27 protein-coding genes (1 of these 27 only partly in view) are annotated in these 25,993 nt (G+C 28.9%); 25 read left to right on the top strand and 2 right to left on the bottom strand.

Features of this window, described 5'->3' with window-relative positions; translation table 11 throughout:
* Positions 1–42: 42 nt before the first annotated feature.
* The 22 genes from ACYQ1U_RS07685 (at position 43) to carA (ending at position 19,892) form a co-directional block, all read left to right on the top strand.
* Complete coding sequence (locus tag ACYQ1U_RS07685; protein ID WP_459886248.1) at positions 43–687, top strand: response regulator transcription factor; 645 nt, start codon at positions 43–45, stop codon at positions 685–687.
* 97 nt (positions 688–784) lie between these two features.
* Positions 785–2,557 (top strand): sensor histidine kinase, encoded by a 1,773-nt coding sequence (locus ACYQ1U_RS07690; RefSeq protein WP_459886251.1) that lies wholly within the window; start codon positions 785–787, stop codon positions 2,555–2,557.
* Positions 2,558–2,708: 151 nt separating this feature from the next.
* Positions 2,709–3,269, top strand: a complete 561-nt coding sequence (gene maf / locus ACYQ1U_RS07695; protein ID WP_459886254.1) for a septum formation inhibitor Maf — start codon at positions 2,709–2,711, stop codon at positions 3,267–3,269.
* Positions 3,256–4,152 carry a PDC sensor domain-containing protein gene (locus ACYQ1U_RS07700; protein WP_459886256.1) on the top strand — a complete coding sequence of 299 codons (897 nt, stop codon included), beginning with the start codon at positions 3,256–3,258 and terminating at the stop codon, positions 4,150–4,152. The genes maf and ACYQ1U_RS07700 overlap by 14 nt, the downstream gene beginning before the upstream one ends.
* 26 nt (positions 4,153–4,178) lie before the next feature.
* Positions 4,179–4,784 (top strand): imidazole glycerol phosphate synthase subunit HisH, encoded by a 606-nt coding sequence (hisH, locus tag ACYQ1U_RS07705; protein ID WP_459886259.1) that lies wholly within the window; start codon positions 4,179–4,181, stop codon positions 4,782–4,784.
* 9 nt (positions 4,785–4,793) lie between these two features.
* The gene (gene hisA, locus ACYQ1U_RS07710) at positions 4,794–5,495 is read left to right on the top strand and encodes a 1-(5-phosphoribosyl)-5-[(5-phosphoribosylamino)methylideneamino]imidazole-4-carboxamide isomerase (protein WP_459886261.1); all 702 of its coding nucleotides are present in this window, start codon (positions 4,794–4,796) and stop codon (positions 5,493–5,495) included.
* A gap of 61 nt (positions 5,496–5,556) precedes the next feature.
* Positions 5,557–5,937: a response regulator gene (locus tag ACYQ1U_RS07715; protein ID WP_459886264.1), complete on the top strand. Its 381-nt coding sequence runs from the start codon at positions 5,557–5,559 to the stop codon at positions 5,935–5,937.
* A gap of 78 nt (positions 5,938–6,015) precedes the next feature.
* Positions 6,016–6,840 carry a 50S ribosomal protein L11 methyltransferase gene (locus tag ACYQ1U_RS07720; RefSeq protein ID WP_459886266.1) on the top strand — a complete coding sequence of 275 codons (825 nt, stop codon included), beginning with the start codon at positions 6,016–6,018 and terminating at the stop codon, positions 6,838–6,840.
* Complete coding sequence (ftsH, locus tag ACYQ1U_RS07725; protein ID WP_459886268.1) at positions 6,840–8,804, top strand: ATP-dependent zinc metalloprotease FtsH; 1,965 nt, start codon at positions 6,840–6,842, stop codon at positions 8,802–8,804. The genes ACYQ1U_RS07720 and ftsH overlap by 1 nt, the downstream gene beginning before the upstream one ends.
* On the top strand, positions 8,782–9,423 hold the full coding sequence (locus ACYQ1U_RS07730) for a phosphatidylserine decarboxylase (protein ID WP_459886271.1): 642 nt from the start codon (positions 8,782–8,784) through the stop codon (positions 9,421–9,423). Before ftsH ends, ACYQ1U_RS07730 begins: the two co-directional genes overlap by 23 nt.
* Complete coding sequence (gene pssA, locus ACYQ1U_RS07735) at positions 9,413–10,123, top strand: CDP-diacylglycerol--serine O-phosphatidyltransferase (protein WP_459886273.1); 711 nt, start codon at positions 9,413–9,415, stop codon at positions 10,121–10,123. The genes ACYQ1U_RS07730 and pssA overlap by 11 nt, the downstream gene beginning before the upstream one ends.
* 64 nt (positions 10,124–10,187) lie before the next feature.
* Positions 10,188–11,744 (top strand): 2-isopropylmalate synthase, encoded by a 1,557-nt coding sequence (locus ACYQ1U_RS07740; protein ID WP_459886276.1) that lies wholly within the window; start codon positions 10,188–10,190, stop codon positions 11,742–11,744.
* Positions 11,744–13,120, top strand: coding sequence for a ribosome biogenesis GTPase Der (gene der / locus ACYQ1U_RS07745; RefSeq protein WP_459886279.1), 1,377 nt, complete (start codon positions 11,744–11,746; stop codon positions 13,118–13,120). The genes ACYQ1U_RS07740 and der overlap by 1 nt, the downstream gene beginning before the upstream one ends.
* The gene (locus ACYQ1U_RS07750) at positions 13,107–13,901 is read left to right on the top strand and encodes a porin family protein (protein WP_459886282.1); all 795 of its coding nucleotides are present in this window, start codon (positions 13,107–13,109) and stop codon (positions 13,899–13,901) included. Before der ends, ACYQ1U_RS07750 begins: the two co-directional genes overlap by 14 nt.
* Positions 13,898–14,866 carry a tryptophan--tRNA ligase gene (gene trpS, locus ACYQ1U_RS07755; RefSeq protein WP_459886285.1) on the top strand — a complete coding sequence of 323 codons (969 nt, stop codon included), beginning with the start codon at positions 13,898–13,900 and terminating at the stop codon, positions 14,864–14,866. Before ACYQ1U_RS07750 ends, trpS begins: the two co-directional genes overlap by 4 nt.
* Positions 14,867–14,875: 9 nt before the next feature.
* Entirely contained in the window at positions 14,876–15,118 is a 243-nt protein-coding gene (locus ACYQ1U_RS07760) for a phosphoribosylaminoimidazole synthetase (RefSeq protein ID WP_459886288.1), read from the top strand.
* Complete coding sequence (gene purM / locus ACYQ1U_RS07765; RefSeq protein WP_459886290.1) at positions 15,108–16,094, top strand: phosphoribosylformylglycinamidine cyclo-ligase; 987 nt, start codon at positions 15,108–15,110, stop codon at positions 16,092–16,094. The genes ACYQ1U_RS07760 and purM overlap by 11 nt, the downstream gene beginning before the upstream one ends.
* Positions 16,091–16,879 carry a phosphatidylserine decarboxylase gene (locus tag ACYQ1U_RS07770; RefSeq protein ID WP_459886293.1) on the top strand — a complete coding sequence of 263 codons (789 nt, stop codon included), beginning with the start codon at positions 16,091–16,093 and terminating at the stop codon, positions 16,877–16,879. The genes purM and ACYQ1U_RS07770 overlap by 4 nt, the downstream gene beginning before the upstream one ends.
* A 16-nt stretch (positions 16,880–16,895) precedes the next feature.
* The gene (locus ACYQ1U_RS07775) at positions 16,896–17,477 is read left to right on the top strand and encodes a MotE family protein (protein WP_459886296.1); all 582 of its coding nucleotides are present in this window, start codon (positions 16,896–16,898) and stop codon (positions 17,475–17,477) included.
* Positions 17,455–18,168 carry a hypothetical protein gene (locus ACYQ1U_RS07780; RefSeq protein ID WP_459886299.1) on the top strand — a complete coding sequence of 238 codons (714 nt, stop codon included), beginning with the start codon at positions 17,455–17,457 and terminating at the stop codon, positions 18,166–18,168. Before ACYQ1U_RS07775 ends, ACYQ1U_RS07780 begins: the two co-directional genes overlap by 23 nt.
* 29 nt (positions 18,169–18,197) lie before the next feature.
* A complete protein-coding gene (locus ACYQ1U_RS07785; protein ID WP_459886302.1) occupies positions 18,198–18,755 on the top strand; it encodes a DUF507 family protein in 558 nt (185 codons plus the stop codon).
* A 9-nt stretch (positions 18,756–18,764) separates the two neighbouring features.
* A complete protein-coding gene (gene carA / locus ACYQ1U_RS07790) occupies positions 18,765–19,892 on the top strand; it encodes a glutamine-hydrolyzing carbamoyl-phosphate synthase small subunit (protein ID WP_459886304.1) in 1,128 nt (375 codons plus the stop codon).
* Between the two features lie 172 nt (positions 19,893–20,064).
* Here carA and ACYQ1U_RS07795 read toward each other — a convergent pair whose 3' ends face one another.
* Positions 20,065–20,847, bottom strand: a complete 783-nt coding sequence (locus ACYQ1U_RS07795; protein ID WP_459886307.1) for an undecaprenyl-diphosphate phosphatase — start codon at positions 20,845–20,847, stop codon at positions 20,065–20,067.
* Between the two features lie 47 nt (positions 20,848–20,894).
* Here ACYQ1U_RS07795 and ACYQ1U_RS07800 point away from each other — a divergent pair, with 47 nt between their 5' ends.
* Together ACYQ1U_RS07800 and ACYQ1U_RS07805 are read left to right on the top strand one after the other, a co-directional pair.
* A complete protein-coding gene (locus ACYQ1U_RS07800; RefSeq protein WP_459886310.1) occupies positions 20,895–21,653 on the top strand; it encodes a glycerophosphodiester phosphodiesterase in 759 nt (252 codons plus the stop codon).
* Between the two features lie 39 nt (positions 21,654–21,692).
* A complete protein-coding gene (locus tag ACYQ1U_RS07805; RefSeq protein ID WP_459886313.1) occupies positions 21,693–21,944 on the top strand; it encodes a hypothetical protein in 252 nt (83 codons plus the stop codon).
* Here ACYQ1U_RS07805 and ACYQ1U_RS07810 read toward each other — a convergent pair whose 3' ends face one another.
* Positions 21,945–22,769, bottom strand: a complete 825-nt coding sequence (locus tag ACYQ1U_RS07810; protein WP_459886316.1) for a 3'-5' exonuclease — start codon at positions 22,767–22,769, stop codon at positions 21,945–21,947.
* A gap of 63 nt (positions 22,770–22,832) precedes the next feature.
* Between ACYQ1U_RS07810 and carB the strand changes: the two genes are divergently transcribed.
* Positions 22,833–25,993 carry the 5' portion of a carbamoyl-phosphate synthase large subunit gene (carB, locus tag ACYQ1U_RS07815; RefSeq protein ID WP_459886319.1) on the top strand. Its footprint extends 112 nt past the window's final position, so 3,161 of the gene's 3,273 nt are visible here — the first part of the coding sequence; its start codon is at positions 22,833–22,835; its stop codon lies beyond the right edge, outside the window.

A 25,993-nucleotide genomic window follows, 5' to 3' on the forward strand; every position in this document is an offset into this window, starting at 1 on the left:
TTTTACATTCTTTTATTATAATTACTTTCAAAAAGGCTTTTGATGTATAGTGTTTTGCTTGTAGAAGATGATTTACAACTTGCTAAAATTGTCAAAAGAATTTTAGCAAGTAAAGAATTTATAGTAACTCTTGTAAAAGATGGTAGTGAAGCTTTAGATTTTATAAAGAATAAGGATTATAATTTTTATCTTATTGATATAAATATTCCAGGTGTTAATGGTCTTGAGCTTGTAAAGTATATAAGGGAACTTAAAAAAGATGGTTATATTTTAATGTTAACAGCTTCAGTTGAAGAGTATAACTTCAAGAAAGCATATGAATATGGTTGTGATGATTATATAAAAAAACCTTTTCATGCAACTGAACTTGAAGTTAGAATAAAACATCTTTTAGAGCAAGAAGAAAAAAGTATTAGTTTTGATGATTATGAGTTTGTATTTGAATCAAACGATTTATTTAAAGATGGAGAACTTGTAAATCTTAGAAAAAAAGAAAAAAAACTTCTTTATATTTTATTAAAAAACATAAACTATACTGTAAATAATCAAAAAATTATTGATTTTGTTTGGGGTAGTGATAATAAAACTAACCCTTCTGTAAGACAACTAGTAAATGAACTTAGAAAAAAATTTGATAAAGACTATATAAAAACTGTAGTCGGAGTAGGTTATAGATTTGAAGTTTAGTATTAACTTAAATCGGATTTTTTTTATTATTTTTACTTTGATATCAGTGTTTATTTTTTTTGCTCTTTATAATCAGTATACTTACTCTAAAGAAGTTATGATTCAAAATTTTATTAATAAGCATTATGTTTATACTTTAAAAATTCAAGAAAAATTTAAATCAATTTTAGATAAAGTTCAATATTATTTTAAAGTAATGGAAAATGAAAATTTAAAAAAACTTGATACTTTAAAGATTTTATATGAAAATGGAAATCTTGATCCGGTAAAAATAGCAAATATTTTAAATAAAGATGTGCAATTTGGTCATTATGAAGTATTTGTTATAGATAAAAACTATAAAATAATAGATGCTAGTTATAAACCTGAAATTGGTTTTAATTTAGGCCAGTTTAAAATATATAGGAAAATACTACAATCTGTATTTGATGAAAAAATTCAAATTCATATTTCACCTCCTCATATTGATACTTCTTCTATGAATGTAAAAAAATATTTTCTAGTACGTTCACCTAATGGTAAATATCTTTTACAGCTAGCGTATGTAGTAGATATGTATTCTTTAATGAAAAAAATATATCAAGATGTTTTAAAAGATGTACCAGATTTAAAAAAACTTGATGTATTTTTTGTAGAAAAATATTTAATGTATAGGATTAACTTTGAAAAAAGATTTTCAAAAAAACTATCATTAGACACGGTACTGTCTAATACTTATAAATTATTAAAAAATATTTTAAAAGAAATGGGGTTTAATAAAAATGATATTAAGAAAATATTAGATAATATTAGCAAGAATTATTTCATTTCTAAAGTTATTACTGAAATTTTTAATGAAAGAAAAGATAAATTAATTATATTTAATGAAGACACCAATAGTTTAATAATTTATTCTATGATAGAAAGTGTTTTTGATAATCAAATAGATAGACTTTTACTAAGGAGTGAGTTTTCTACTAAAGAACTTATGCAAAATATTAATACTTTAAAAAGTAGATTTTATATAAATTTCTTTATAGTAGCGATAGCAATTTTTATAGTATATAAATTTATAATATTTAGAATTTCCTATGATATATCAAAAATTATTGATCATATGAAAAAAAATAAACGGCTAAATATTAAAACTTATATACAAGAAGTCAATGTTCTTAAAGAAATTTATAATGAATTTAGAGATAAATTAAATAGTGAGATTGAAAAAAATAAAAATTTATTAAAAGAAAATAAACGATTTATTGTAGATACCATTCATCAGATAAAAACACCTCTTAGTGTTATTACTCTTAATCTTGATTATATTACAAGTAAAACTACTAATGAAGAGATGTTAGAAATTTTAGAAGAGATTGAAGCAGCTGTTACAATGCTTACTAATTCTTATGAAGATTTATCATATCTTTCAGGAAATGGTATTTTAAAATATGAAGCAAATGGAGATCTTGATTTAAGTAAAGTAACTAAAGAACGTATTCACTTTTTTAATGCAGTATCAAAGGCAAATAATAAAACTCTTCATTATGATATAGAAAAAGAAGTTAAATTTAAGATTAATAAAATTGAGTTTGAAAGAATTGTAGATAATAATATTTCAAATGCTATTAAATATTCAACTAAAAATGATATTTTTGTATCTTTAAAAAAAGTAAATAATAAAATAATATTAAGATTTGAATCATATGGAGAAAAAATAAAAAATTCATCAGCAGTGTTTGATAAAAATTATAGAGAACATTCTCATAAAAGAGGTCTTGGTATAGGATTAAATATTGTAAAAGGAATATGTGAAAAATATAATATTGAATATACAGTTTATTATAAAGATGGTAAAAATATTTTTGAATATGTGTTTACATTAATGGACAATTAAAAATAGCTAAAAAATTTTTGGCTTATAGAAAAAAATTAATATTAATTATTGTTTAAGTTAATATTTTTTAAATAATTTGATTTTAAATTTTACATTCTTTATTCTCCAATGATATAATATGATACAATTTCATTAAAACCAAAGGGTAAAATTGTTAATTTTATGTAGTTCTTCAAAAACTCGTGCAAAGCTTCTAAAATCTTTTAATATTAATTTTATTCAAAAAAGTTGTGGTTTTGATGAAGATTTAGTTTCTACAAAAGATCCTTATGAGTTTGTTACAATAGCTAGTTTAGGAAAGTTTAAAGAATGCATAAAGTGTTTTGAAACGCAAGATATTGTGACTGCTGATACAGTTTTAACTGATGGAAAATTAATTTTAAGAAAAGCAAAAAACAAAGAAGATGCTAGGCGCATTCTTTTAGCTCAAAGTGGAAGAGAAATAAAAATCATAACTTCTATGTGGGTTAAATTTAATGGTAAAATATATTCAAGATTGGATGAAACAATTTATAAATTTAAAGAATTTGATAAAAATGATTTAGAAGAGTACTTAAATTCAAATGAATGGCAAGGCAAGGCAGGGGCTTGTATGGTTGAAGGTTTTTGTAAAAAATATATAAAAGAGGTAAAAGGATTTGAATCAACTGCTATGGGGTTATGTGTAGAAGAATTATTAAAAATAATAGGAGGTAATTATGTTAATAAGTGAAATTAAAGATTTTCAGAAAATTAGAAGAGAGGCAAGAGCGTATTTGTGTTTTTTACTTCAAAGAAATTTACCAAATAGATTGCCAAATATAGGAGTTGATGTAATATATGAAGGGCTTGAGAGAATAATTCATGAAATTCCTTTTGCAAATGCTGCTTATGTTTTGGATGCTGGAGGAAAACAAATAAGTAAACTTGTGACGTTAAAAGAAGAGTATAAAGAGTACTACATAGAACTTAATCAATCCAATAGAACCTATTTTTATAAAGCAGTTAAAGAAAAGAAGTGTATATTAACTGATCCGTATCCTACTTTAATTGGTGGGGATATGGTAGTTAGTGCAGCTATGCCTGTTTTTAATGACAAAGGACAGCTTTTATATGTAGCTGTAATAGATATTCCTTTAAAAGAACTTTTGAAACTTATTCATAAAGAAAGAGGGGATACATGGGTTCATAATTTCAATAGAATAGTTTATGGATTTTTTGCAATAGCACTTTTTGCTATCTGTGTACTATTATTTGTAGATGGAATGAAAATGTTTTTTACTTACTCTTTAGATAAAATAGATATTAAGAGAATGTTTGAATCTACTATTTTAATTACCCTGTCTTTAGCTCTTTTTGACCTGGTGAAAACTCTTTTATTTGAAGAAGTAATTGGAGAGAAAGACGAACATCCTTTAGCAATACATAAAACTATGATTAAGTTTTTAGGAAGTATTGTAATTGCTCTTGCAATTGAAGGGCTTATGCTAGTATTTAAATTTGCTATGATTGCACCTCAAAAACTAATGTATGCAGCTATGCTTTTAGCAGCTGTTACATTTTTACTTATAGGGCTTGCGTATTATATGAAAAGTGTTAGTAAAGATATGAAATGAGTTAAACTAAAAATGGAGAATCGATAATGAAAATAGGGATTGTTGATTATAATATGGGAAATCTTGCTAGCGTAAAAAATGCTTTTGAAAAAATTAATGCAAGAGCTGAAATTGTAAAAGATGCTGATAGACTAAAAGATTATGATAAACTTATTTTTCCAGGAGTTGGAGCATTTGGTGATGCTATGGAACATTTAAGAGAAACAAATCTTGATGTTGCGATGAAAGAATTTGTAAAAAGTGGAAAATATGTTTTGGGAGTTTGTCTTGGAATGCAGCTTTTGTTTGAAAAGTCTTATGAATTTGGAGAGCATAAAGGACTAGGTCTCATAAAGGGGGAAGTAGTAAAGTTTAATAAAAAATCACACACACATAAAATTCCTCATATGGGATGGAATAAAATGTTTTTTACTAAAAAATCACATCTTTTTGAGGGACTTGATGAGCCATATTTATATTTTGTTCATTCATATCATGTTGTATGTGATGAAGAATATATTATAGGAAAAACAATTTATGGATATGAGTTTGTAAGTGCAGTAAATGTTGATAATATATTTGGATTTCAGCCACATCCCGAAAAAAGTCATAATGCAGGGTTAAAAGTACTTGAAAATTTTGTAAAAATATAAGGAGTATTAATGGAAATTTTTCCGGCAATTGATCTAAAAGATGGAAAAGCTGTAAGACTTACAAAAGGACTAATGGATAGTGCTAAAATATATAGTAATGAGCCTTGGGAGCTTGCTAAAAAGTTTGAAGAAATGGGAGCTAAATGGCTTCATATAGTTGATTTAAACGGAGCATTTGCAGGAGAACCTAAAAATATAGACCAAATTGAAAAAATTAGAAAAAATACTAAATTAAAAATTCAGCTTGGAGGTGGAATTAGAGATGAAGATACTATAAAAAAATATCTTGATTTAGGAATAAATAGACTAATATTAGGAAGTATTGCTGCAAGAGAACCTGAAAGAGTAAAAGAACTTGCTTCAAAATATCCAGTTGCTGTTGGAATTGATGCTAAGGATGGAGTTGTAGCAGTTGATGGATGGGGTGGAAGCGCAGGAATTAAAGCAGTTAAACTAGCTGAAATTTATAAAGATAGTGATATTGAGTGTATAATTGCAACGGATATTAGTAAGGATGGGACTCTTCAAGGTTTGAATATTGAATTTATTCTTGATATAATGAGAGTATCTAAAAAAAATGTTATTGCAAGTGGTGGTGTTGCAAGTATTGAGGATATTAGAAAAGTAAAAGAAAATAATATCTACGGAGTAATTATAGGAAAAGCTTTTTATGAAGGAAAAATTGACTTAGAAGAAGTCTTAAAAATGTAATTTTTAAACTTTTTTTCAAAATGTCGATATGCATTCAATATAACGTATTTAAGGAGTTGATATGAAAATTTTGATAGTAGATGATGCTAAAACTATGAGGAAAATAATTTCAAATGTATTAAAACAGCTTGGATTTTCTCCTGAAGATCTGATTGAAGCTGAAAATGGAGAAGAAGCACTAAAAAAGTTAGAAGAGCATGAAAATGATATTGGTGTTATATTTCTTGATTGGAATATGCCAAAAATGAATGGATTTGAGTTTTTACAAAAAGTAAGAAGTCAAGAAAAATATAATCATATTAAAATTGTAATGGTAACAACAGAAACTGCTAAGAAAAATGTTATTGCAGCACTTAAAGCTGGAGCAAATAACTATATTGCAAAACCATTTAGTCCTCAGGTTTTAAAACAAAAACTAGAACAAATGAATATTAAAGTTTAAAAACTTTTTCTCTTTTTTCTATTGTATAATTGAGTCTTCAAAGTATTAAAGGAGATATCTTGAGTAATAGGCTGGCATATGAATAATATTTATTATGAACTTCAAATTACTACCTCTAGTTTTAAAGATGAAATTGAAAACTTTTTGATGGAGAGATTTTTTAATGGAATAGAAGAGAGAGGGAGTACTTTAATTTTAAGAAGTGAAGAAAAGCTTGATGAACTAATTGAAGAACTCAAAAATTATGTAAAAGCTTTAGAAGAGATTTTTTCTCAAAAAATAGATTTAGATATAAAAATAGAAGAAAAATCAAATAAAGATTGGATTAAAACTTATCAGGAGTCAATTAAACCTGTTGAGATTGAAGAATTTTATATTCATCCAAGTTGGTATGAAGAAGTTGAAGGAAAAGTTAATATTTTAATAGACCCTGCTCTTGCTTTTGGAAGTGGACATCATGAAACTACAAGAAGCTCAATAAAAGCTCTTAAAAAGTATGTAAAAAAGGGTGATACTTTACTTGATGTAGGATGTGGCAGTGGAATTTTAGGAATTATAGCAAGTAAATTAGGTGCAATTGTAGATGCATGTGATACTGATCCATTAGCAGTTAAGAGCACTAAAGATAACTTTGAGTTAAATAGAACAAAATATAATGAGATTTGGGAAGGTAGTGCTGGCAATACAGATAGAATATATGATGTAGTAGTAGCGAATATAATAGCTGATGTATTAGTTTTTATAGCCCCAGAGCTTAAAAAAAGAGTTAATAATATTTTAATTTTATCAGGTATAATTGACAAATATAAAGATAAGGTATTGAAAAAATATTCAGACTTTGATTTAATTGAAGAGATAAAAGATAATGAGTGGGTGACACTTATATTTAAGAAAGGAAGTTAATGGATAAGAAACAAAATGACAATAATAATTTTTTTAATAAAAATCCTTTATTACTGTTTATAGTTTTTGCAATATTAATAGTCGTAGTTTTTAGAAGTATTGCTCCAAATGCAGTTAGTGAAGTAAATAATTTCTCAAATGCTGGTACCAAGCAGGTAATGGCATATACTTACTCTGATATAAAAAAATTAGCAAAAGAGGGAAAGTTATTATATGTTGCTATTGGTAAGAGTTTTGTTAGGGCAAAACTTAAAGATGGAGAGATTATAACAGTTCAAAAGGTTCCAGGAGATAACACTTTAGTCCAGGTTCTTGATGAATATAAAGTTCCATATGGTGCAATGAATGATAACAATTGGTTAAGTGAACTTATTTTTGGATGGATTATTCCTATATTTATCTTTTTTGCAATTTGGATGTTTTTGGCAAGTCGTATGCAAAAAGGTATGGGAGGAGTTTTAGGAATAGGAAGTGCAAAAGGACTTATAAAATCTGAAAAGCCGAATGTAAAATTTGATGATGTTGCTGGAAATGAAGAGGCAAAAGAGGAAGTTAAAGAGATAGTAGATTTTCTAAAAAATCCAGATAGATATATAGACCTTGGTGCAAAAATACCAAAAGGTGTTTTGCTTGTAGGACCTCCTGGAACTGGTAAGACGCTTCTTGCAAAAGCAGTAGCAGGGGAAGCTAATGTACCATTTTTTGCTGTAAGTGGAAGTAGTTTTATTGAGATGTTTGTAGGTGTTGGGGCTGCAAGGGTAAGAGATCTTTTCAATCAAGCTAAAAAAGAAGCACCAAGTATTATATTTATTGATGAGATTGATGCTATTGGTAAGAGTAGAGCAGCAGGTGGTCCAATGGGTGGGAATGATGAAAGAGAACAGACTTTAAATCAACTATTAGCAGAAATGGACGGGTTTGATTCAAATGAACCTGTGATAGTTCTTGCAGCTACAAACAGACCAGAAATACTTGACCCAGCTTTACTTAGACCAGGAAGATTTGATAGACAAGTTTTAGTTGACAAACCTGATTTTAAAGGAAGAGTAGAAATTCTTAAAGTGCATATTAAAAAAGTTAAATCAGGAAGTGATGTAGATTTAGAAGAGATTGCAAGAATGACAGCTGGGCTTGCAGGAGCAGACTTAGCAAATATTGTAAACGAAGCAGCACTTCTTGCAGGTAGAAAAGGTAAAAAAGAAGTAAATCAAGAAGAATTTGTAGAAGCAGTTGAGAGACAGATAGCTGGACTTGAGAAAAGAAGTAGACGTTTAAATGATAAAGACAAGAAAATTGTTGCTTTCCATGAAAGTGGCCATGCTGTAATTGCTGAAGTTACACCTGAGGCTAGGAAAGTTAAAAAAGTTTCAATTGTTCCAAGAGGACTTGCAGCACTTGGTTATACACTTAATATGCCAGAAGAAGATAAATATTTAATGCAAAGAAAAGAATTAGTTGCTGAAGTTGATACCTTACTTGGAGGGCGTGCAGCTGAGGAAGTTTTTATAGGTGAAATTTCGACTGGTGCTGGAAATGATTTAGAAAGAGCTACTGATATTGTAAGAGCAATGGTTAGTGTTTATGGAATGACAGATGTTGCAGGATTAATGGTTCTTGAAAAACAGACAAATAGGTTTCTTGGAGGATTTTCTCAAGCAAGAGAGTATTCAGAAAAAACTCAAGAAGAAGTAGATAAATTTATTAAAGAATTTTTATCACAAAGATATGAGGCTGTAAAAGAAACACTTAAAAAATATTCACCTGTAATTGAAGCAATGGTAAAAGAATTGTATGAAAAAGAGGTTATTGATGGAAGTAGAGTAAGAGAACTTATTAAAGCTTACGAAAAAGAAAGACTTAAAGAAGAAGTAAATACCTCAAATGAAACAGATAATAAAGAAAAGTCTATAGAGTTTGAAAGTAAAGAAAAAGAGGATAAAAATGAAAACGGAAATAATTCTTAAAGAAGGCTATCCATATATAGGGGTTAGTGGAGGTCTTTTTTTAGTATCTTGGATTTTTGATTTTCCTTTTTTAGTTCAATTTATACTTTTTTTTATTTTTTTATTTATGATTTATTTTTTTAGAAATCCGGCTAGAATCCCAGAGGATGAAAGTGAAGGAGCTATAATTTCGCCAAGTGATGGAGTAGTTTTAGAGATTTCAAATGATATATCACCAATTACTAAAGAAAAAGCTATTAAAATTTCTATAAGATTATCATTATTTGATGTTCATATTCAACGCTCTCCAATTAAAGGTAAAATGATTGCAAAAGAGTATATTCATGGGACATTTCTTTCACTAAATTCTAATAAAGCAAGTGAATTGAATGAACAAAATAGAGTTTTATTTGAAAATAATAAGGCTAAAGTAGTAGTAAATCAAATAGCAGGATTTATTACAAGAAGAATTGTTAGTTTTAGAAATTTAGGAGACATTAAACTTGCTGAGCGTTATGGAATGATTATGTTTGGTTCTCAGGTTGATGTATATTTACCTCTGAATACTAGTGTAAAAGTTACTGAGTTTCAGAGAGTGAAAGCAGGGGAAACACTTATAGGATATTTGAATGAAAATTAATTTAGCATATCTTTTACCAAACTTTTTTACGGCCTTAAGCGCTTTTTTTGGAGTTATGGCAATTATTGCTGCATCGCAAGGAAGGTATGAAAAAGCATTTGTATATATTGTACTAAGTCTATTTGCAGATGGACTTGATGGAAGGGTGGCAAGACTTACAAATACTACTTCTAAATTTGGAGTTGAGTTTGATAGTTTAGCAGATTTAGTTGCATTTGGAGTAGCGCCGGGAATGTTACTTTTTTTTTCAATTGGTGAAAATTATGGAAGACTTGGTGCACTTATTAGTGGACTTTTTGTAGTATTTGGAGCTATTAGACTTGCTAGATTTAATGTAACTACTGGTGAACTTGATCCAAGATACTTTATAGGATTGCCCATTCCAACAGCAGCAGTTGTACTTAGTAGCTGGATAATGCTTGATGTGAAATATAATGGAAACTTTGATTTTATTATTTTGCTTGGAGCTTTGTTTATAGCTTTTTTAATGGTGAGTAATTTTAGATATCCAAGTTTTAAGAAGATTAATCTTGATAAAAAGGTAGCGTTAAAAGTATTAGTACTAATAATTTTGGTCTCATCATTCATATATTTGTATCCAATTGAAGCAATTGCTATAATTTTAAGTATTTATGTTTTTTATGGATTTACAAGAGGCATTATAAACTATTTAAAAATAATAAAAAAAGTTAATGGATAATTTTTTTCCATTGACAAAAATTAGAATATAAAGTATAATTATAAAAAACCATAAAGGATATTTAATGGAAATGGTTAAAATATTTGATACAACTTTGCGTGATGGAGAACAGAGTCCTGGTGCTAGTATGACTATTGAAGAGAAAATAAAAGTAGCACGTCAACTTGAAAAATTAAGAGTTGATGTTATTGAAGCTGGTTTTGCTGCTGCAAGTCCTGGAGATTTTGAAGCTATAAATATGATTGCAAAGGAAATTACTAATAGTGCAATTTGTTCGCTTGCAAGAGCAGTTGAAGGAGATATAAAAAAAGCAGCAGAAGCTATTGCGCCAGCACCTCTAAAAAGAATTCATACATTTATTGCAACAAGTCCAATTCATATGGAATACAAACTTAAAATGACTCCAGATGAAGTAATTAAAAGAGCCGTAGATGCAGTAAAGTTAGCTTGTACTTTTGTAGATGATGTTGAGTTTTCTTGTGAGGATGCTGGAAGAAGTGAAATGAGTTTTTTAAAAGAAATAATAGCAGCTGTAATTGAAGCAGGAGCAAAAACCATAAATATTCCAGATACTGTTGGATATAGATTTCCTAATGAGTTTGGAAATATGATAAAAGAGTTAGTTGATACTTTTAAAGAAAAGCAAGTTATTTTTTCAGTACATTGTCATAATGATTTAGGACTTGCAACTGCTAATTCTTTATATGCAGTTTTAAATGGTGCAAGACAAGTTGAATGTACTATTAATGGACTAGGAGAGAGAGCAGGAAATGCAGCTTTAGAAGAAATAGTAATGGCTATTAAAGTAAGACGTGATTTATTTGATGGAATTGATACGAGAATTGATACAAAAGAGATATATCCTACAAGTAGACTTATTGCAAGCGTAACAGGAATTGAACCACAACCAAACAAAGCAATTGTAGGTAGAAATGCTTTTGCTCATGAAAGTGGAATTCATCAAGATGGAGTGTTAAAACATAAAGAGACTTATGAAATTATGAGAGCTGAGGATATCGGTCTTGATGTAAAAGATACAATAGTGCTTGGAAAACATAGTGGTCGTCATGCTCTTAAGAAAAAACTTGAGTCTCTTGGATTTAATGATTTAAGTGAAGAAGAATTAAATGAAGTATTTATGAAATTTAAAAAATTAGCTGATAAGAAAAAAGAGATTTATGATGAAGATATTTTAGCAATAATGAATGAAGCAAGTGATAAAACACCAAAAGTTTATGAATTAATTTCTCTTCAACTTAGCGATTGCAGTGAGGGTATGCCAAGTGCTGCTGCTAAAATAAAATTTGAAGATAAGGTATTTAGTGATGCTGCAATTGGAGAGGGAACAATTGATGCAGTATTTAAAGTAATAGACAGAATAAGTGGGATTAATGGAAGACTTATGGATTATAAAGTAGAAGCGGTTAGTGAAGGGAAAGATGCTTTAGCTAAAGTTATGGTAAAAGTGATTTTTGATGAAAATAAGCCAGCAGTAATGGGACATGGACTAAGCATTGATACAATGCTTGCAAGTGCAAAAGCATATATTAATGCACTTAATAATTATTTACATATGAAAGATTTGTTAAGTAAAAAAATAAGCTATAAGGATAGTATTTAATGTTAAAAGTGGCAATACTTGGTAAGCCAAATGTAGGGAAAAGTAGTTTTTTTAATAGGATTTTAAGAGAAAGAGATGCAATAGTTAGTGATAAAGCAGGGACTACCCGTGATATTAAAAAAAGAATAGTAACTTTAGATGATGAACTTGAAGATATTATGATTTTAGATACTGGAGGACTTGAAGATAAAGATGAATTGTTTGAAAAAGTAAAACAAAAAGCATTAGATGAAGCAAAAAAAGCTGATTTAATTCTTTATATGGTAGATGCTAAAACTATTCCAGATGAAGAAGAAATAAAATATGTAAGAAGTTTACAAAAGTTTAACAAGCATATGATTTTAGTTGTTAATAAAGTTGATAATGATAAATTAATGCAAAATGTTTATGATTTTTATTCTCTAGGTATTGAAGAAGTATATCCTATATCTGTTGCCCACAATAGAGGTGTTGGTAAACTGATTGAAAGAATTAAAGAATTCGTTCCTAAAAAACTACAAATAAAGCAAGCTCTTTCAATTGAAGAGGATATTCCTCTTGAAGAGCTTTTGTCTGAAGAGTCGCAAGATTTAGAGTTTCGTGAGATAAAAGTAGCAATTGTTGGAAGAGTAAATGTTGGTAAAAGTTCTCTTCTTAATGCTTTAGTGGGTACTGAGAGAAGTATTGTGAGTGATGTGGATGGAACTACAATTGATCCAATAGACGAGACTATTTATTTTGAAGGGATTAATATAACGTTTGTAGATACCGCAGGGATTAGAAGAAGAAGCAAAATAAAAGATATAGAAAAATATGCACTTATGAGAACTGAGAAAGTATTAAAAGAAGCTGATATTGCAATTTTGGTACTTGATGCTAAAGAGGGAATAGTTGAACTTGATGAAAAGATTGGAGGTATTATTCAAAAACATAAAGTTGGCGCTATAATTGTTGCAAATAAATGGGATGAAAAAAAACAAGATTATAAAAAATTTGAAGAAGAGGTTAAGTATAGATTTGACTTTTTGAGTTTTGCTCCATTTATGGTTGTAAGTGCAAAAACAAAAAGAAATATTGAAAAATTAAAAGAAAAAATTATTTATGTATATGGAAATTATGCGAAAAGAGTTCCAACTTCAAAACTTAATGAATGGATAAAAGAAGCTAGCTTACGCCATCACTTACCAACTGATATTAGAGGAAGGGAGACGAAAATTTATTATGCTACTCAATTTGGCATAAAACCACCAACTATTGCTCTTGTTATGAATAGACCTAAACTTCATTTTTCATATGAGAGATATTTAATTAACTTTTTAAGAAAAAAAGAGGATTTTACAGGTACACCAATTGTACTTATACCAAGAGAAAAAGGAAAGAAAAATGAAAAAAATTAGTTTAGCTTTAGCTTTGGCTTTTAGTTTTGCAAGTGCTGATATTTTAAGTGTTAGTGCAGGTGTTGGTTATGAGCAGCAAAATATTGATGGTTATGTAAAAAGTGGTAGTACAATAAACTATTTTGGAAAACATTCTCCATATGGAGGTAATGTAGGTTATTTAGGTCTTAAATATGAAAATAATCCTTATGTATGGATTAAATTAATTCATCCAATTCCTATATTGCCAAATATTAAAGTTCAGTATACAAGATATGATTCTACTGGTCATAGTAATTATATTGCTGCAAATTTTGAAATATTTGGAGATGCTAAAATTAAGGGTGCTCTAACTAATGCTGATACGACTCAAACAATTAATTCATATGATATAACTCTTTTTTATGAATTTAAACCAGTAGTAGCTGATATTGAGCTTGGTCTTGGGACAGATTATTGGGATGGACATACTAAGATATATGGTACAGAACAAAATACAGGAACTACTAAAACATGGGTAGATAATGATTGGAGTGTAATTTTACCTTATGTTTATGCAAATGTTGAAACAATGCAAATTTTTGGATTTTCAGCACTAGGATATGTAAAATGGGCAAAAGCTGGAGATAATCACCATTATGAATATCTTGGAGCATTAAAATATACAATTGATATTCCAGGTCCTGTTAATCCATTTGTAAAAGTAGGATATAAATACAAAGAAGCATATGGAGTAGATGGTGACAATGAAACTAAGTTACAATACAAAGGAGCATTTTTGGAAATAGGAGCTAAGTTTTGAGAGTAGTTAGTGGAATGAGACCAACGGGTAAACTTCATTTAGGTCATTATATAGGAGTTCTTAAAAATTGGAAAAATTTACAAGAAAGTTATGATAGTTTCTTTTTTGTAGCTGATTGGCATGCGCTATCTACAAAATATGATGAAGGACTTGATTTAAAAGAGTTAAGTGTTGAGCTTGTTAAAGAGTGGATAGCATGTGGTGTTGATCCAAATAAAGCTACTCTTTTTATTCAAAGTGCAGTTAAAGAACATGCTGAGCTTTATTTGGTATTTAATATGATTACACCTGTTAGTTGGCTTGAGAGAAATCCAACTTATAAAGATGCAATGACTCAACCAGAATATAAGAAAAAAAATAATGCTGGATTTTTGACATATCCTGTTTTGCAAACGGCTGATATTGTTATTTATGATGCAGATTTAGTTCCAATTGGTGAAGACCAAAAGCCTCACCTTGAAATAGCAAGAGAGATTGTAAGACATTTTCACTATATTTATAAGACTGAAATTTTTAAAGAACCACAAGAGCTTTTAACTGAAGTTGCTAGACTTCCAGGACTTGATGGCAGAAAAATGTCTAAAAGTTACAATAATGCAATATATCTTGATGAAACGAGTGATGAGATTTGGAGTAAAGTTAGAAAGGCAAAAACAGACCCAGCAAGGATAAAAAAAACAGACCCAGGTCATCCTGAAGTGTGCACGGTATTTGATTATCATAAAGCTTTTTCAAATAAAGAGGAAGTAAAAGAAATAGAGAGTGCTTGTAAGGCAGGAAGTATTGGTTGTGTAGAATGTAAAAAAAGATGTGCTGCAAATATTGAAAATATTGTAGCACCAATTAGAGAAAGAAAAGCTAAGTTAAAAAATGATGAGATTTTAGATATAATTAAAGAAGGAAATAAAAGAGCCAAAAGTATTGCTAGTAAAAAAATGGAAGAAGTTAATAGAGTAATATTCTAAAGGAGTAAAATGAAAACAAAAAAGTTTTGGTGTGCTGAAAGGGTCCAAAGGCTTGTAATGAGTATGTTTTTATTACTTATTTTAGCATTACTTGCAAAAGGTTATACTGTAGTTGGACTTGGGCTTCTTGCATTTATGGCTATTATGCTTTTTATACATTTTGTTTTTGATTTTTGTCCATCAACAGTAGTATTACAAAAACTTTTTGGAAGTTGTTATTGTGAATGTAAGGAAGTAGAAAATGAAAATTAGTTATAAAGACGCAGGCGTAGATATTGATGCTGGTAATTCTTTAGTTGATAAAATTAAACCAGTAGTAAAAGAGACATTTAATGAAAATGTAGTTGGAGGAATTGGAAGTTTTGCTGGTGCTTTTAGACTTCCTGCAAGTTATAAAAAACCAGTGCTTCTTAGTGCAACCGATGGAGTTGGGACAAAACTAAAGCTTGCAATTGATGCTAAAAAATTTGATACAGTAGGTATTGACTTAGTAGCTATGTGTGTAAATGATTTGATTTGTAATTTTGGTGAGCCACTCTTTTTTCTTGATTATTATGCAATAGGTAAGCTTGATGTAGAAGCAGCTGCTGAGGTTATTAAAGGAATTGCAAAAGGATGCATTGAGGCTGAGTGTGCTTTAATTGGAGGTGAAACAGCTGAAATGCCAGGAATGTATAGTGAAGGAGACTTTGATTTAGCTGGGTTTGCTGTTGGAATTGCAGAAGAAGACGAGCTAAATCCAAAAGTAACAGAAGGAGATATTTTAATAGCTCTTCCAAGTAGTGGGATTCATTCAAATGGATATTCTCTTGTTAGAAAATTATTTTTTGAAAAGCTTGGAATGAAATTTGATGATGAAATTGATGGTCAGAAATTAATAGATATTTTGTTAACACCTACAAGAATTTATGTAAAAGAGTTTAAAAAACTAAAGCCTTTTATAAATGCATTAGCTCATATTACAGGTGGAGGAATTGTAGAAAACCTTCCAAGAGTATTACCTGAAGGTTTAGAAGCTATTGTTTATAAGGATAAAATAAAAGTACTTCCTATTTTTGAATTTATGAAAAAATATGTAGATGAGACAGAAATGTTTAGGACATTTAATATGGGTGTAGGTATGATTTTAGCGGTTGAAGAAAAAAATGTTGATAAAGTTCTAAATGAAACTGATGGATATATTATTGGTGAAATAAAAAAAGGACAAAAAGGAGTAAAACTAATATGAACCCCTCCCGTTTGCTCTCTTTAATAGTTGTAAAATTAGCAAAAACACCTTTTCCAAAGCCTATTCAATGTTTTATAAATAAAATGTATATAAGAGTTTTTAATATTGATATGAGTGAATTTATACCAGAGGATCCATGTGAATATAAAACTCTAAATGATCTTTTTATTAGACATAAAAAATATATAGAATTTTATGAAGATGATGATATTGTAGTAAGTCCTAGTGATTCAATGATTATTGCTGATGGAGAGATTGAAGATAATTATGTTTATCAAATAAAAGGCAAAAAATATAAATTAAATGACCTTATTCCATATGAAACAAAATTGAATAGAGGATATTTTATAAATCTTTATTTGTCTCCTAGAGATTATCATCGATTTCATGCTCCAATTGATATGGAAATTGTAAAAGTTACATATATTCCTGGTGTTTTAAAACCTGTAAAACCAACTCAGCTTGAAAAAGAGTTAGTTTTTACAAAAAATAAGAGAATAGTTTTAAAATGTAGAGATAAAAAAGACAGATATTTTTATTTTGTGGCTGTAGGCGCAATGATAGTTGGCAAAATTCATATGAACTTTGATAAAAGACTTCAAAAAGATTACAGTGAGATAGTTACATTTGAGTATAATGAACCAATAAAACTTAAAAAAGGTGATGAGTTAGGTCGTTTTGAATTTGGAAGCAGTATTTTGCTTTTCTTTGGAAGCGAGCATTTTAAATATTTAAATCAAAAAGATTTTGTGGAAGTTGGAGATATACTTGGGGAGATATATTAATAATGGAAAATGTAAAATGAGAAATGAAAAATTAAGTAACCAAGTTCCAAGTTCCAAGTTCCAAGTAGTGTTAATGTTATTACTTTTTTTCTCTCCTCTTTTAGGAGTTGATAAGCAAAAATTACTTGACTGTTATGAGATATTTGATCAAAAAAAAGCAGAACTTGAAGCTGAAGCTGAAAAAATTCTTGAACAAAAAGAAGCACTTGAAGCACTTAAAAATACTTATATGGCTTTAATCAAAAAAAAAGAACAAAAACTAAAATTGAAAGAACAAGAAATTAATGCTAGCTTAAAAAAAATAGAAAATGAAAAGAAAAGAATTGAGGAGTTATTAAAAGAAAATAAAAAAATTCTTGAAGATATAAAAAATGCAAAATTGGATAAAATTACTCAAAGTTATGCAAAAATGAGAGCTAAAAATGCTGCTGAAATTCTTTCAAAAATGCCAGAAAAAAAAGCACTCTTAATATTACAAAAACTCCAGCCAAAAGTACTTGCTAAAATCTTTTCAAAAATGGACCCTACTATTGCTGCAAAACTAAGTGATTCTTTATTAAAAATAAAGGAAAATAATGAAAGCACAACTAATCCTTAATGTAAGTACTCAAAAACATTTAATATCAAAAGCATTAACAGAGTATATTGATTTTTCAAAAAGAGTTTATATTGCATACGGAAGTACTAATCAATATCTTTTGTATCACTTAGGAATAGAAGTTGATAGTTTGTATATAGCAGGATGTTTTACTAATAATGCTTTAAATGTTACAAAAAATAGACCCTCACCAATTATGCTTGATAATGGAAAACTTCTTGATATAAAAGATTTTGAAATAACAAAAGAAGATTATTTTATAAAAGGGGCAAATGCTCTTTGGTATGAGAATAATAAAAAATATGCCGCAGTAGCTGCAGCAGATGAAAAGGGTGGCACTTATGGAAATTTTTATATAAAAGCAGCGTGTAAAGGAAGTAAAGTTATAATTCCTGTAACTCATGAGAAATTAATTCCTTTTTATAATCCATCTACTCAAAATGTAGAAATTGCAATGGGGTCTAAAATAGCAATGCTTAAATTTTTTTATGGAGAAATTTTTACGGAGATTGAGGCATTTAGAACTCTTTTTAGTTTAGAAGCAAAAATAATTGCAGCTGGAGGAATTTTAGGGAATGAAGGTAGTATAGTGGTTGAGGTGCAAGGTTTAGAAAAAAATATAAATCAAGCAGTTGATTTTATAAAAAAATATAGCTTTGCAATAGAGGAGAAGGGAGAGTTTTTCTTTTAATTTGATATAATTTTGAAAAAAGGCTAAATATGCTTATTAAAGAAGCTCAAGTCCCTTTCATTGCAAGAAAAATAGCTACAGATTTATTAAATAGTGAATATGTTACTTTTCCAAAAGGTATGGATTTAGCAATTAAAGAAATAGAAGATATTTTAATGGATGATGTTTTATGGGAGAGAGAAATAGAAGATAAAGCAAGGGAAATTTTAATAAATCAAGAAGAGGAAAATGAGTTTTTATTTTATGATGTAGATAGAAGAGAACTTTTTAAATTAATAAAAAAAGAGATATCAAAAAAAGAGGGGTTTCATATTAGAAGAGAGGATAGATTTGATGATTTAGCTCATTTTATGGTAAAAGAGCTTTGGGATAATGAAATTATTGATTATGATGTAAGAGATGGAAAAATAAAAAATATTATCTTTAACTCAATTATGGAGTTTTTAAATAGAGAACTTGAAGCGAGAGATGTTGTTTATAAAAAAATAGAAAATTATAAAAGACCATTAGTTCCTGGTAGTGATGAGTGGGAACTTGTATTTCAGAGGCTTTATGAACAAGAACTTAGAAAAAGAGGACTTATTTAAAGGGAAGCAATGAAAGTTAGTATTTTACTTGAAAATGGAATGTTTTTTGAAGCAAAAGGTTTTGGAGCAGAGGGTACAAAAGTAGGTGAGATTGTATTTAATACTTCAATGACAGGTTATCAGGAAATTATTACAGACCCTAGTTATGCAGGACAATTTGTAGTATTTACAATGCCAGAGATTGGAAATGTTGGAGTGAATAAAGATGATATGGAAAGCAAAAGAGCATGGCTTAAAGGAGTAATAGTTAGAGAGTATATCGAAGAGTATTCTAATTTTAGAGGTGAAAAATCTTTAGGGGAATTCTTAAAAGAGGAAGGGATATTAGGAATTTGTGAAATTGATACAAGATTTCTTACAAAGACTATAAGGTCTCAGGGTGCTATGATGATGATAGCATCTACTGAAATTCATGAAAAACAAGAACTTGAAAAAATATTAAAATCATCTCCTAGAATTGAAGAAGTTGATTATATAAAAGAGGTAACTACAAAAGAAAGTTACATTCATCCACATGGAGCTTGGGATAGTAAAGAGTTTAAATATAGAGAAAAAAATACGGACAAAAAAATAGCAGTCCTTGATTTTGGTGTAAAAAGGAATATTTTAAACGAATTAACAGAAGCTGGGATGGAATGTTTGGTACTTCCTGCAAATACTCCAGCAGAGGAAATTATTAGTATGTATGAAAATGGAGAAATTGGAGGAGTGTTTTTAAGTAATGGACCAGGTGATCCTTTAATACTTAAAGATATCCATGAGAAAATCAAAAAGCTATTAGATGCTAAAATTCCAATGTTTGGAATATGTTTAGGTCATCAATTATTAAGTATTTCTCACGGGTATCCAACATTTAAGCTTAAATTTGGGCATCACGGAGGAAACCATCCAGTTAAAAATCTTTTGAACAAAAAACCAGCAGTTGAGATTACAGCTCAAAATCATAACTATAATGTACCAGAAGAGCTTAAAGGAGTAGCAGAAGTTACTCATATAAATCTTTTTGATGGAACAATTGAGGGAGTTAAGTATAAAAATGAACCAGTTTTTTCAGTTCAGCATCATCCAGAAGCAAGTCCTGGACCGCATGATAGCAAATATATTTTTAAAGAGTTTTATAAAATAGTAAAATCATGAATTTAAATTTAATCCACAAACTTATGTTTGTGGTTTTTGAACTGTTTATACTTTTTGTTTCTATCTTTGTTCTTGTAACTACCTTTATTTCATATCCTCTTACTTCTTTTATTATTTTTATTTTTTTAATATACTTTGTCTATTATTTAGCTTTAAAGTATTTTTTTAATGATTAAAGAATGCCTTTATTAATTAAAATTAAAAGTAATATTCCCACAATTATTCTATAAATGCCAAAAGGGATTAATGTATATTTTTTAACAAACTTTAGAAACCATTTAACAGCAATATAACAACTAATAAAACTTATAATAAATCCAACTGATAAAACTAGCATATTTTGGTCTTTAAATGAAGAGATGTTTGTTATAAACTCATAACCACTTGCAGCAAACATTGTAGGGATTGCAAGTAAAAAGCTAAAATCAGCAGCAGTTTTTCTTGAGAGATTTGTTAGCATTCCACCTATAATTGTAGCACCACTTCTACTAGTTCCTGGAATTAATGCAAATACTTGAAAAAAACCAATAATTAGAGCCTCTTTGAAACTAACTTTTTCAACTTCATTAACTTTTTTTTCTTTATCTTTATCATATAATTTCTCAACTATGAAGAATATAATACCACCAATAATAAACATCCAAGCTACTGTTGTTAGAGTGAAAAGTTCTTTTATTTGATGTCTTAATAAAAATCCTATGATTACTAAAGGTAAAAATGCTAAAATGACCTTTTTCCAAAGGGTTATTCTTTTTAAATTAATTTTGTCAAGATATATCATAACTATGGCAAGAGTGGCACCAAGTTGGATTATTATCTCAAAAGCAACGTTTTGCATTGTTTGTTTAAGTCCAAGTAAAGTTGATACCAAAATCATATGAGCAGTTGAAGAAATTGGTAAAAACTCTGTAATTCCTTCTACAATACCTAAAATAATACTATCAATTATAGTCATTTGACCCCTTTACTATTTCTTAAAAAGAAATTATAATAAAAATAAAAATGTTTGAGTGTTTTAAAAAAAGAAATATTTTAATAGCCCATAGAGGGTACAGAGCTTATTATCCTGAAAATACGATTTTTGCATTTGAAGCGGCTCAAAAAAAGTTTGATATGTTTGAATTTGATGTACAGTATACTAAAGACAAAGTTCCTGTAGTGTTTCATGATAATGATTTGCTCAAATGTACAAATGTAAAAGATATTTACAAAGATAGAATTTATTTAAAAGATTTTACTTATGAAGAAATAAAAAAACTTGATAATGTTTCTTGGTTTATAAACTCTAATCCTTTTAATGTTTCACTAGATTATAAAAAATTAAAAAAACTCCCCAAAAATTCTATTCCTCATTTGGATGAAGTGTTAGAATTTATAAAAAGCAGTAATTTTCCTGCAAATCTTGAAATTAAGCCTTCTTTTTTGGAGTCAAAATTTATTGTGGATGATATTTTAACTCGAATAGAAAAGTTTGGAGTAAAAGACTTAATTTTAATATCATCATTTAATCACGAATATATAAAAGAAATATATGGTTTTTATAAAGCTGCTTTGTTTGATTATAAGAAAGAAAATCTAGTTAAATATTTAAAAGATTTAAAGGTTAACGCTTATCATATAAGCTTTGAATATATTAATGAACATTATGTAAAAACATTACAAGAAGCTGGAATGTTTACTAATGTATATACAGTAAATGATAAAAAGCTTCAAAAAGAACTTTTTAAAAAAGGTGTAAAAGGAGTTTTTTGTGATTTATAAATTTACTATTTGATAAAATTTTACAAAAAAGGAGAAAGAATGAAAAAGTATGGATTACTTTTAATAGGAGTATTATTTTTTGTTGGATGTTCTAATAAAATAATTGATCCTTGTGTTGCTAAAGAAAAAATTTGCTTAACTAAATGTAAGGTTGAGTATCCTGATGAAGGGATTAAGTATAAAGCTTGCACAGCTAAATGTTATACAATTTATGCTGGATGTAAAGCAAAAGAAAAAGTATCTGAGGGTTATGAAAAAACAAAAGAGTTTATTAAAGAAAAGACAAAATAATTATAATTTTTCTCCCTCTTCTAGAATTTTATTAAATACTTTCAAAGTCATCTTAACGTCTTCAAGAGCATCATGGTATTTAGCGCTTTGAGGTCCTAAGAAAAATGCTACAGCTTCTTCGAGTTTTGGCTGCTTTTTCTTATCTAAAACTACTATATCCCAACTATAAAACATTGTATCAAATATTGGAATATTAATAATATTTGGAAAATGCTTAGCACGCTCAAGTTCTCTTTTTAAAACACCAAAATCATAAAAAACGTTATGTCCTACTACCATATCTAAAGAGTTAAAAGTTTCTAAAATTTCTTCTTTTTTCTCTTCAAAAGTTGACTTATTTTGTAAATCTTCTTGTTTTATTTTGTGAACTTCATATGCTTCTTCGCTGATTTTTGCTTTTGGATTTAAGAACTCATAAATTTCTTTTGTCTCTTTAGTTTGCATATCTTGAATCACAATTGCATAAGAAATTATATATCCATAAATGTCGGTAGTTTCTGTATCAAAAACTCCTATTTTTTTAACTTTTGCTTCTTCTGGAGTGTGTTTTAGATCATTTATATAAAATTTTAGAAATTCTTTTGAACTAAATACTTTTTGTATAGGAATTGGTTTTAGTCTTTTCATAAGTCCATCTCTTTCTAGTATAGTTGATACTAGATAATCTTGGTAGTTTCTAAAAATAATATTATCGTGTATATCTTCTTTTAAACATTTAATTAAATAGTTTTTATCTTTTTTTAATTCATTTAGAGCATATTCTCTTGTAGTTTTGTTAAAAATTGTAGCACGTCTTAGGGCTTCTATCTTTTGAGGTAATCTCAAATTTTTCCTTTTTGGTGAAATTATAACAATTTAAGGTATAATTACATATAAAAAAGGTATCTTATGCCAAAAAGAGAAGATATAAAAACTATACTGCTAATAGGCTCAGGACCAATTGTAATAGGTCAAGCATGTGAATTTGATTATTCAGGTGTTCAAGCTGCTAAAACTTTAAAGTCTCTTGGGTATAGAGTTGTACTTATAAACTCAAATCCTGCTACTATTATGACTGACCCAGAGTTTGCTGATGCTACTTATATCGAACCTATTACTCCAGAGGTTGTAGCAAAAATTATAAAAAAAGAAAATGTTGATGCAATTTTGCCTACGATGGGAGGACAAACTGCGTTAAATGTTGCAATGGAGATGTATGAGAAAGGAATGCTAAAAGGAGTTGAGTTTCTTGGGGCAAATCCAGAAGCTATAAAAAAGGGAGAGGACAGAGAAGCATTTAAAGAAGCAATGGAAAAAATTGGTATGGATTTACCAAAAAGTGCGACTGTAACTACTCTTGATGAAGCAATTGAGGCTGTAAAAGAGATAGGCTTTCCAGTAATTGTAAGAGCTGCATATACTTTAGGAGGTTTAGGAAGTGGGGTTGCTTATAATATGGATGAGTTTAAGGAGTTAGCTAAAATTGGAATTGAAGCTAGTCCTATTAACGAAATTGAGATTATAGAGAGTGCTCTTGGTTGGAAAGAATATGAAATGGAAGTTATCCGTGATAAAGAGGATAACTGCATTATAGTTTGTTCTATTGAAAATTTTGACCCAATGGGTGTGCATACAGGAGATAGTATTACAGTGGCTCCAGCTCTTACCCTTACAGATAAAGAATATCAAAGAATGAGAGATGCTTCTTTTGCAATACTACGTGAAATTGGTGTTGATACAGGTGGAAGTAACGTTCAATTTGCTATTAATCCTAAAAATGGTAGAATGATTGTAATTGAAATGAACCCAAGAGTTTCTCGTAGTTCTGCACTTGCTAGTAAAGCGACAGGTTATCCTATCGCAAAAGTTGCTACACTTCTTGCTGTTGGATTTACTCTTGACGAAATCAAAAACGATATTACAGGCACTGCTGCTAGCTTTGAGCCAGTAATTGATTATATTGTTACAAAAATTCCTCGCTTTACGTTTGAAAAATTTCCACAAGCTGATTCAACTCTTACAACTTCAATGAAGAGTGTTGGTGAAGTTATGGCCATAGGAAGGACATTCAAAGAGTCAATTCAAAAAGCGCTTTGTAGCTTAGAGACTGGTCTTGATGGATTTGAAAAAAGAGAATGTGATGAAGAAACTCTTAAAAAGAAACTTAGAATACCAAATGATGAAAGAATATTATATATTGCACAAGCTTTCAGAATGGGTAAAAATGTTGATGAGGTTTATGAACTGACTAAAATTGATAAATGGTTTTTAAATCAAATAAAAGAGCTAATAGATTTTGAAAAAACAATTGATATTGAAATCTTGAATGATGAAGAAAAACTTAGACGTGCTAAAACTTACGGATTTAGTGATAAAATGATAGCAAAGCTTATTGGAGCACATGAAAATGATGTTTATAATGCAAGAAAAAGACTAAATATTGAGATTGATTATAATGAAGTTGATACTTGTGCGGCTGAATTTGATACTACTACAAGTTATCTTTATTCTAGTGTAAATGTAACTAAAAATGTCCCTATTAGAGAGAGCGACTTAAAGTATAATAAAAAAGTACTTATATTAGGTGGTGGACCAAATAGAATTGGACAAGGTATTGAGTTTGATTATTGCTGTGTGCATGCTGCATTTGCTCTTGAAGATTTAGGAGTTAAAACTATAATGTATAACTGTAATCCTGAGACAGTTTCAACGGACTATGATACAAGTGATGTATTATATTTTGAACCAATTGATTTTGAAAGAGTAAGAAATGTAGTAGAGAGAGAAAATCCGGATGGAGTTATTGTACATTTTGGTGGACAAACACCTTTAAAACTTGCTAAACCTCTAACTAGCATTGGAGCAAAAATAATAGGAACTAGTGCGAAAGTAATTGATACAGCAGAAGATAGAGAGAAGTTTGCTGAATTTATTAAAGATCTTGGACTTAATCAACCAGCAAATGGAACAGCATTTACTAAAGAGGAAGCTTTTAAAATAGCTGAAACCATTGGATACCCTGTACTTGTTAGGCCAAGTTATGTACTTGGTGGTAGAGCTATGAGAATTGTTTATAATGAAAATGAACTAAAAGAATATATGGATGAGGCTGTAAGTGTAAGTAATGAAAGTCCTGTACTAATAGATAAATTTTTAGATAGGGCAATTGAAGTTGATGTTGATGCAATAAGCGATACAAAAGATGTATATATTGGTGGAATTATGCAACATATTGAAGAGGCAGGAATTCATAGTGGAGATAGTGCATGTAGCCTGCCGGCAGCAACAATAAGCGAAGAAAAACTAAAAGAAATTGAGGAAACAACTAAAAAAATTGCACTAAAACTTGGTGTAAAAGGGCTATTAAACATTCAATATGCTCTTCATAAAGACAAACTTTATTTAATTGAAGTAAACCCAAGAGCTAGTAGAACTGTACCATTTGTGTCTAAAGCTACAGGACTTCCTATGGCAAAAGTTGCTACAAGAGTTATGTGGAATTTAGCTTATAATCCTGAAATAAATAATGGAAAAGTTTTAGAAGAAGCACTTAAATTTTATGATAAGTATAATATAGTTGAATTTGATGGAAATGTTTATAAACCAAAACAAAAAGGACATATTGCAGTCAAAGAAGCAGTATTTCCATTTAATAAATTACCAGGAGCTGATTTAATACTAGGACCTGAAATGAAATCAACGGGTGAAGTTATGGGAATTAGTGAAAGTTTTGGTGAAAGCTTTGCAAAAGCGCAAGCAGCAGCTAAAAATATTTTACCTACAAGCGGAAAAGTATTTATTTCTCTAACAGACCTTGATAAAGAGTTTGCTCCATCTCTTGCAAAAGCATTAAAAGATATTGGATTTGATCTTGTAGCTACAAGTGGAACTTATAAAGTAATAATTGAAGCCGGAATTGAGTGTGAGAGAGTTCTTAAAGTTAGCGAGGGAAGACCAAACATTGTGGATATGATTAAAAATGAAGAAATTGCACTTGTGATTAATACAAGTGATAACAAAGCAAGTAAAGATGATGCAAAAATTATAAGAAGAGAAGTGTTAAATCAAGG

The organism is Caminibacter profundus, from assembly GCF_054657155.1.

Bases quoted from the DNA above. Each gene is read 5' to 3' on its own strand.
- ACYQ1U_RS07685 (WP_459886248.1), top strand. From the start codon at position 43: ATGTATAGTGTTTTGCTTGTAGAAGATGATTTACAACTTGCTAAAATT.
- ACYQ1U_RS07690 (WP_459886251.1), top strand. From the start codon at position 785: ATGATTCAAAATTTTATTAATAAGCATTATGTTTATACTTTAAAAATT.
- ACYQ1U_RS07700 (WP_459886256.1), top strand. From the start codon at position 3,256: ATGTTAATAAGTGAAATTAAAGATTTTCAGAAAATTAGAAGAGAGGCA.
- hisH (WP_459886259.1), top strand. From the start codon at position 4,179: ATGAAAATAGGGATTGTTGATTATAATATGGGAAATCTTGCTAGCGTA.
- hisA (WP_459886261.1), top strand. From the start codon at position 4,794: ATGGAAATTTTTCCGGCAATTGATCTAAAAGATGGAAAAGCTGTAAGA.
- ACYQ1U_RS07715 (WP_459886264.1), top strand. From the start codon at position 5,557: ATGAAAATTTTGATAGTAGATGATGCTAAAACTATGAGGAAAATAATT.
- ACYQ1U_RS07720 (WP_459886266.1), top strand. From the start codon at position 6,016: ATGAATAATATTTATTATGAACTTCAAATTACTACCTCTAGTTTTAAA.
- ftsH (WP_459886268.1), top strand. From the start codon at position 6,840: ATGGATAAGAAACAAAATGACAATAATAATTTTTTTAATAAAAATCCT.
- ACYQ1U_RS07730 (WP_459886271.1), top strand. From the start codon at position 8,782: ATGAAAACGGAAATAATTCTTAAAGAAGGCTATCCATATATAGGGGTT.
- pssA (WP_459886273.1), top strand. From the start codon at position 9,413: ATGAAAATTAATTTAGCATATCTTTTACCAAACTTTTTTACGGCCTTA.
- ACYQ1U_RS07740 (WP_459886276.1), top strand. From the start codon at position 10,188: ATGGAAATGGTTAAAATATTTGATACAACTTTGCGTGATGGAGAACAG.
- der (WP_459886279.1), top strand. From the start codon at position 11,744: ATGTTAAAAGTGGCAATACTTGGTAAGCCAAATGTAGGGAAAAGTAGT.
- ACYQ1U_RS07750 (WP_459886282.1), top strand. From the start codon at position 13,107: ATGAAAAAAATTAGTTTAGCTTTAGCTTTGGCTTTTAGTTTTGCAAGT.
- ACYQ1U_RS07760 (WP_459886288.1), top strand. From the start codon at position 14,876: ATGAAAACAAAAAAGTTTTGGTGTGCTGAAAGGGTCCAAAGGCTTGTA.
- purM (WP_459886290.1), top strand. From the start codon at position 15,108: ATGAAAATTAGTTATAAAGACGCAGGCGTAGATATTGATGCTGGTAAT.
- ACYQ1U_RS07770 (WP_459886293.1), top strand. From the start codon at position 16,091: ATGAACCCCTCCCGTTTGCTCTCTTTAATAGTTGTAAAATTAGCAAAA.
- ACYQ1U_RS07775 (WP_459886296.1), top strand. From the start codon at position 16,896: ATGAGAAATGAAAAATTAAGTAACCAAGTTCCAAGTTCCAAGTTCCAA.
- ACYQ1U_RS07780 (WP_459886299.1), top strand. From the start codon at position 17,455: ATGAAAGCACAACTAATCCTTAATGTAAGTACTCAAAAACATTTAATA.
- ACYQ1U_RS07785 (WP_459886302.1), top strand. From the start codon at position 18,198: ATGCTTATTAAAGAAGCTCAAGTCCCTTTCATTGCAAGAAAAATAGCT.
- carA (WP_459886304.1), top strand. From the start codon at position 18,765: ATGAAAGTTAGTATTTTACTTGAAAATGGAATGTTTTTTGAAGCAAAA.
- ACYQ1U_RS07795 (WP_459886307.1), bottom strand. From the start codon at position 20,847: ATGACTATAATTGATAGTATTATTTTAGGTATTGTAGAAGGAATTACA.
- ACYQ1U_RS07800 (WP_459886310.1), top strand. From the start codon at position 20,895: ATGTTTGAGTGTTTTAAAAAAAGAAATATTTTAATAGCCCATAGAGGG.
- ACYQ1U_RS07805 (WP_459886313.1), top strand. From the start codon at position 21,693: ATGAAAAAGTATGGATTACTTTTAATAGGAGTATTATTTTTTGTTGGA.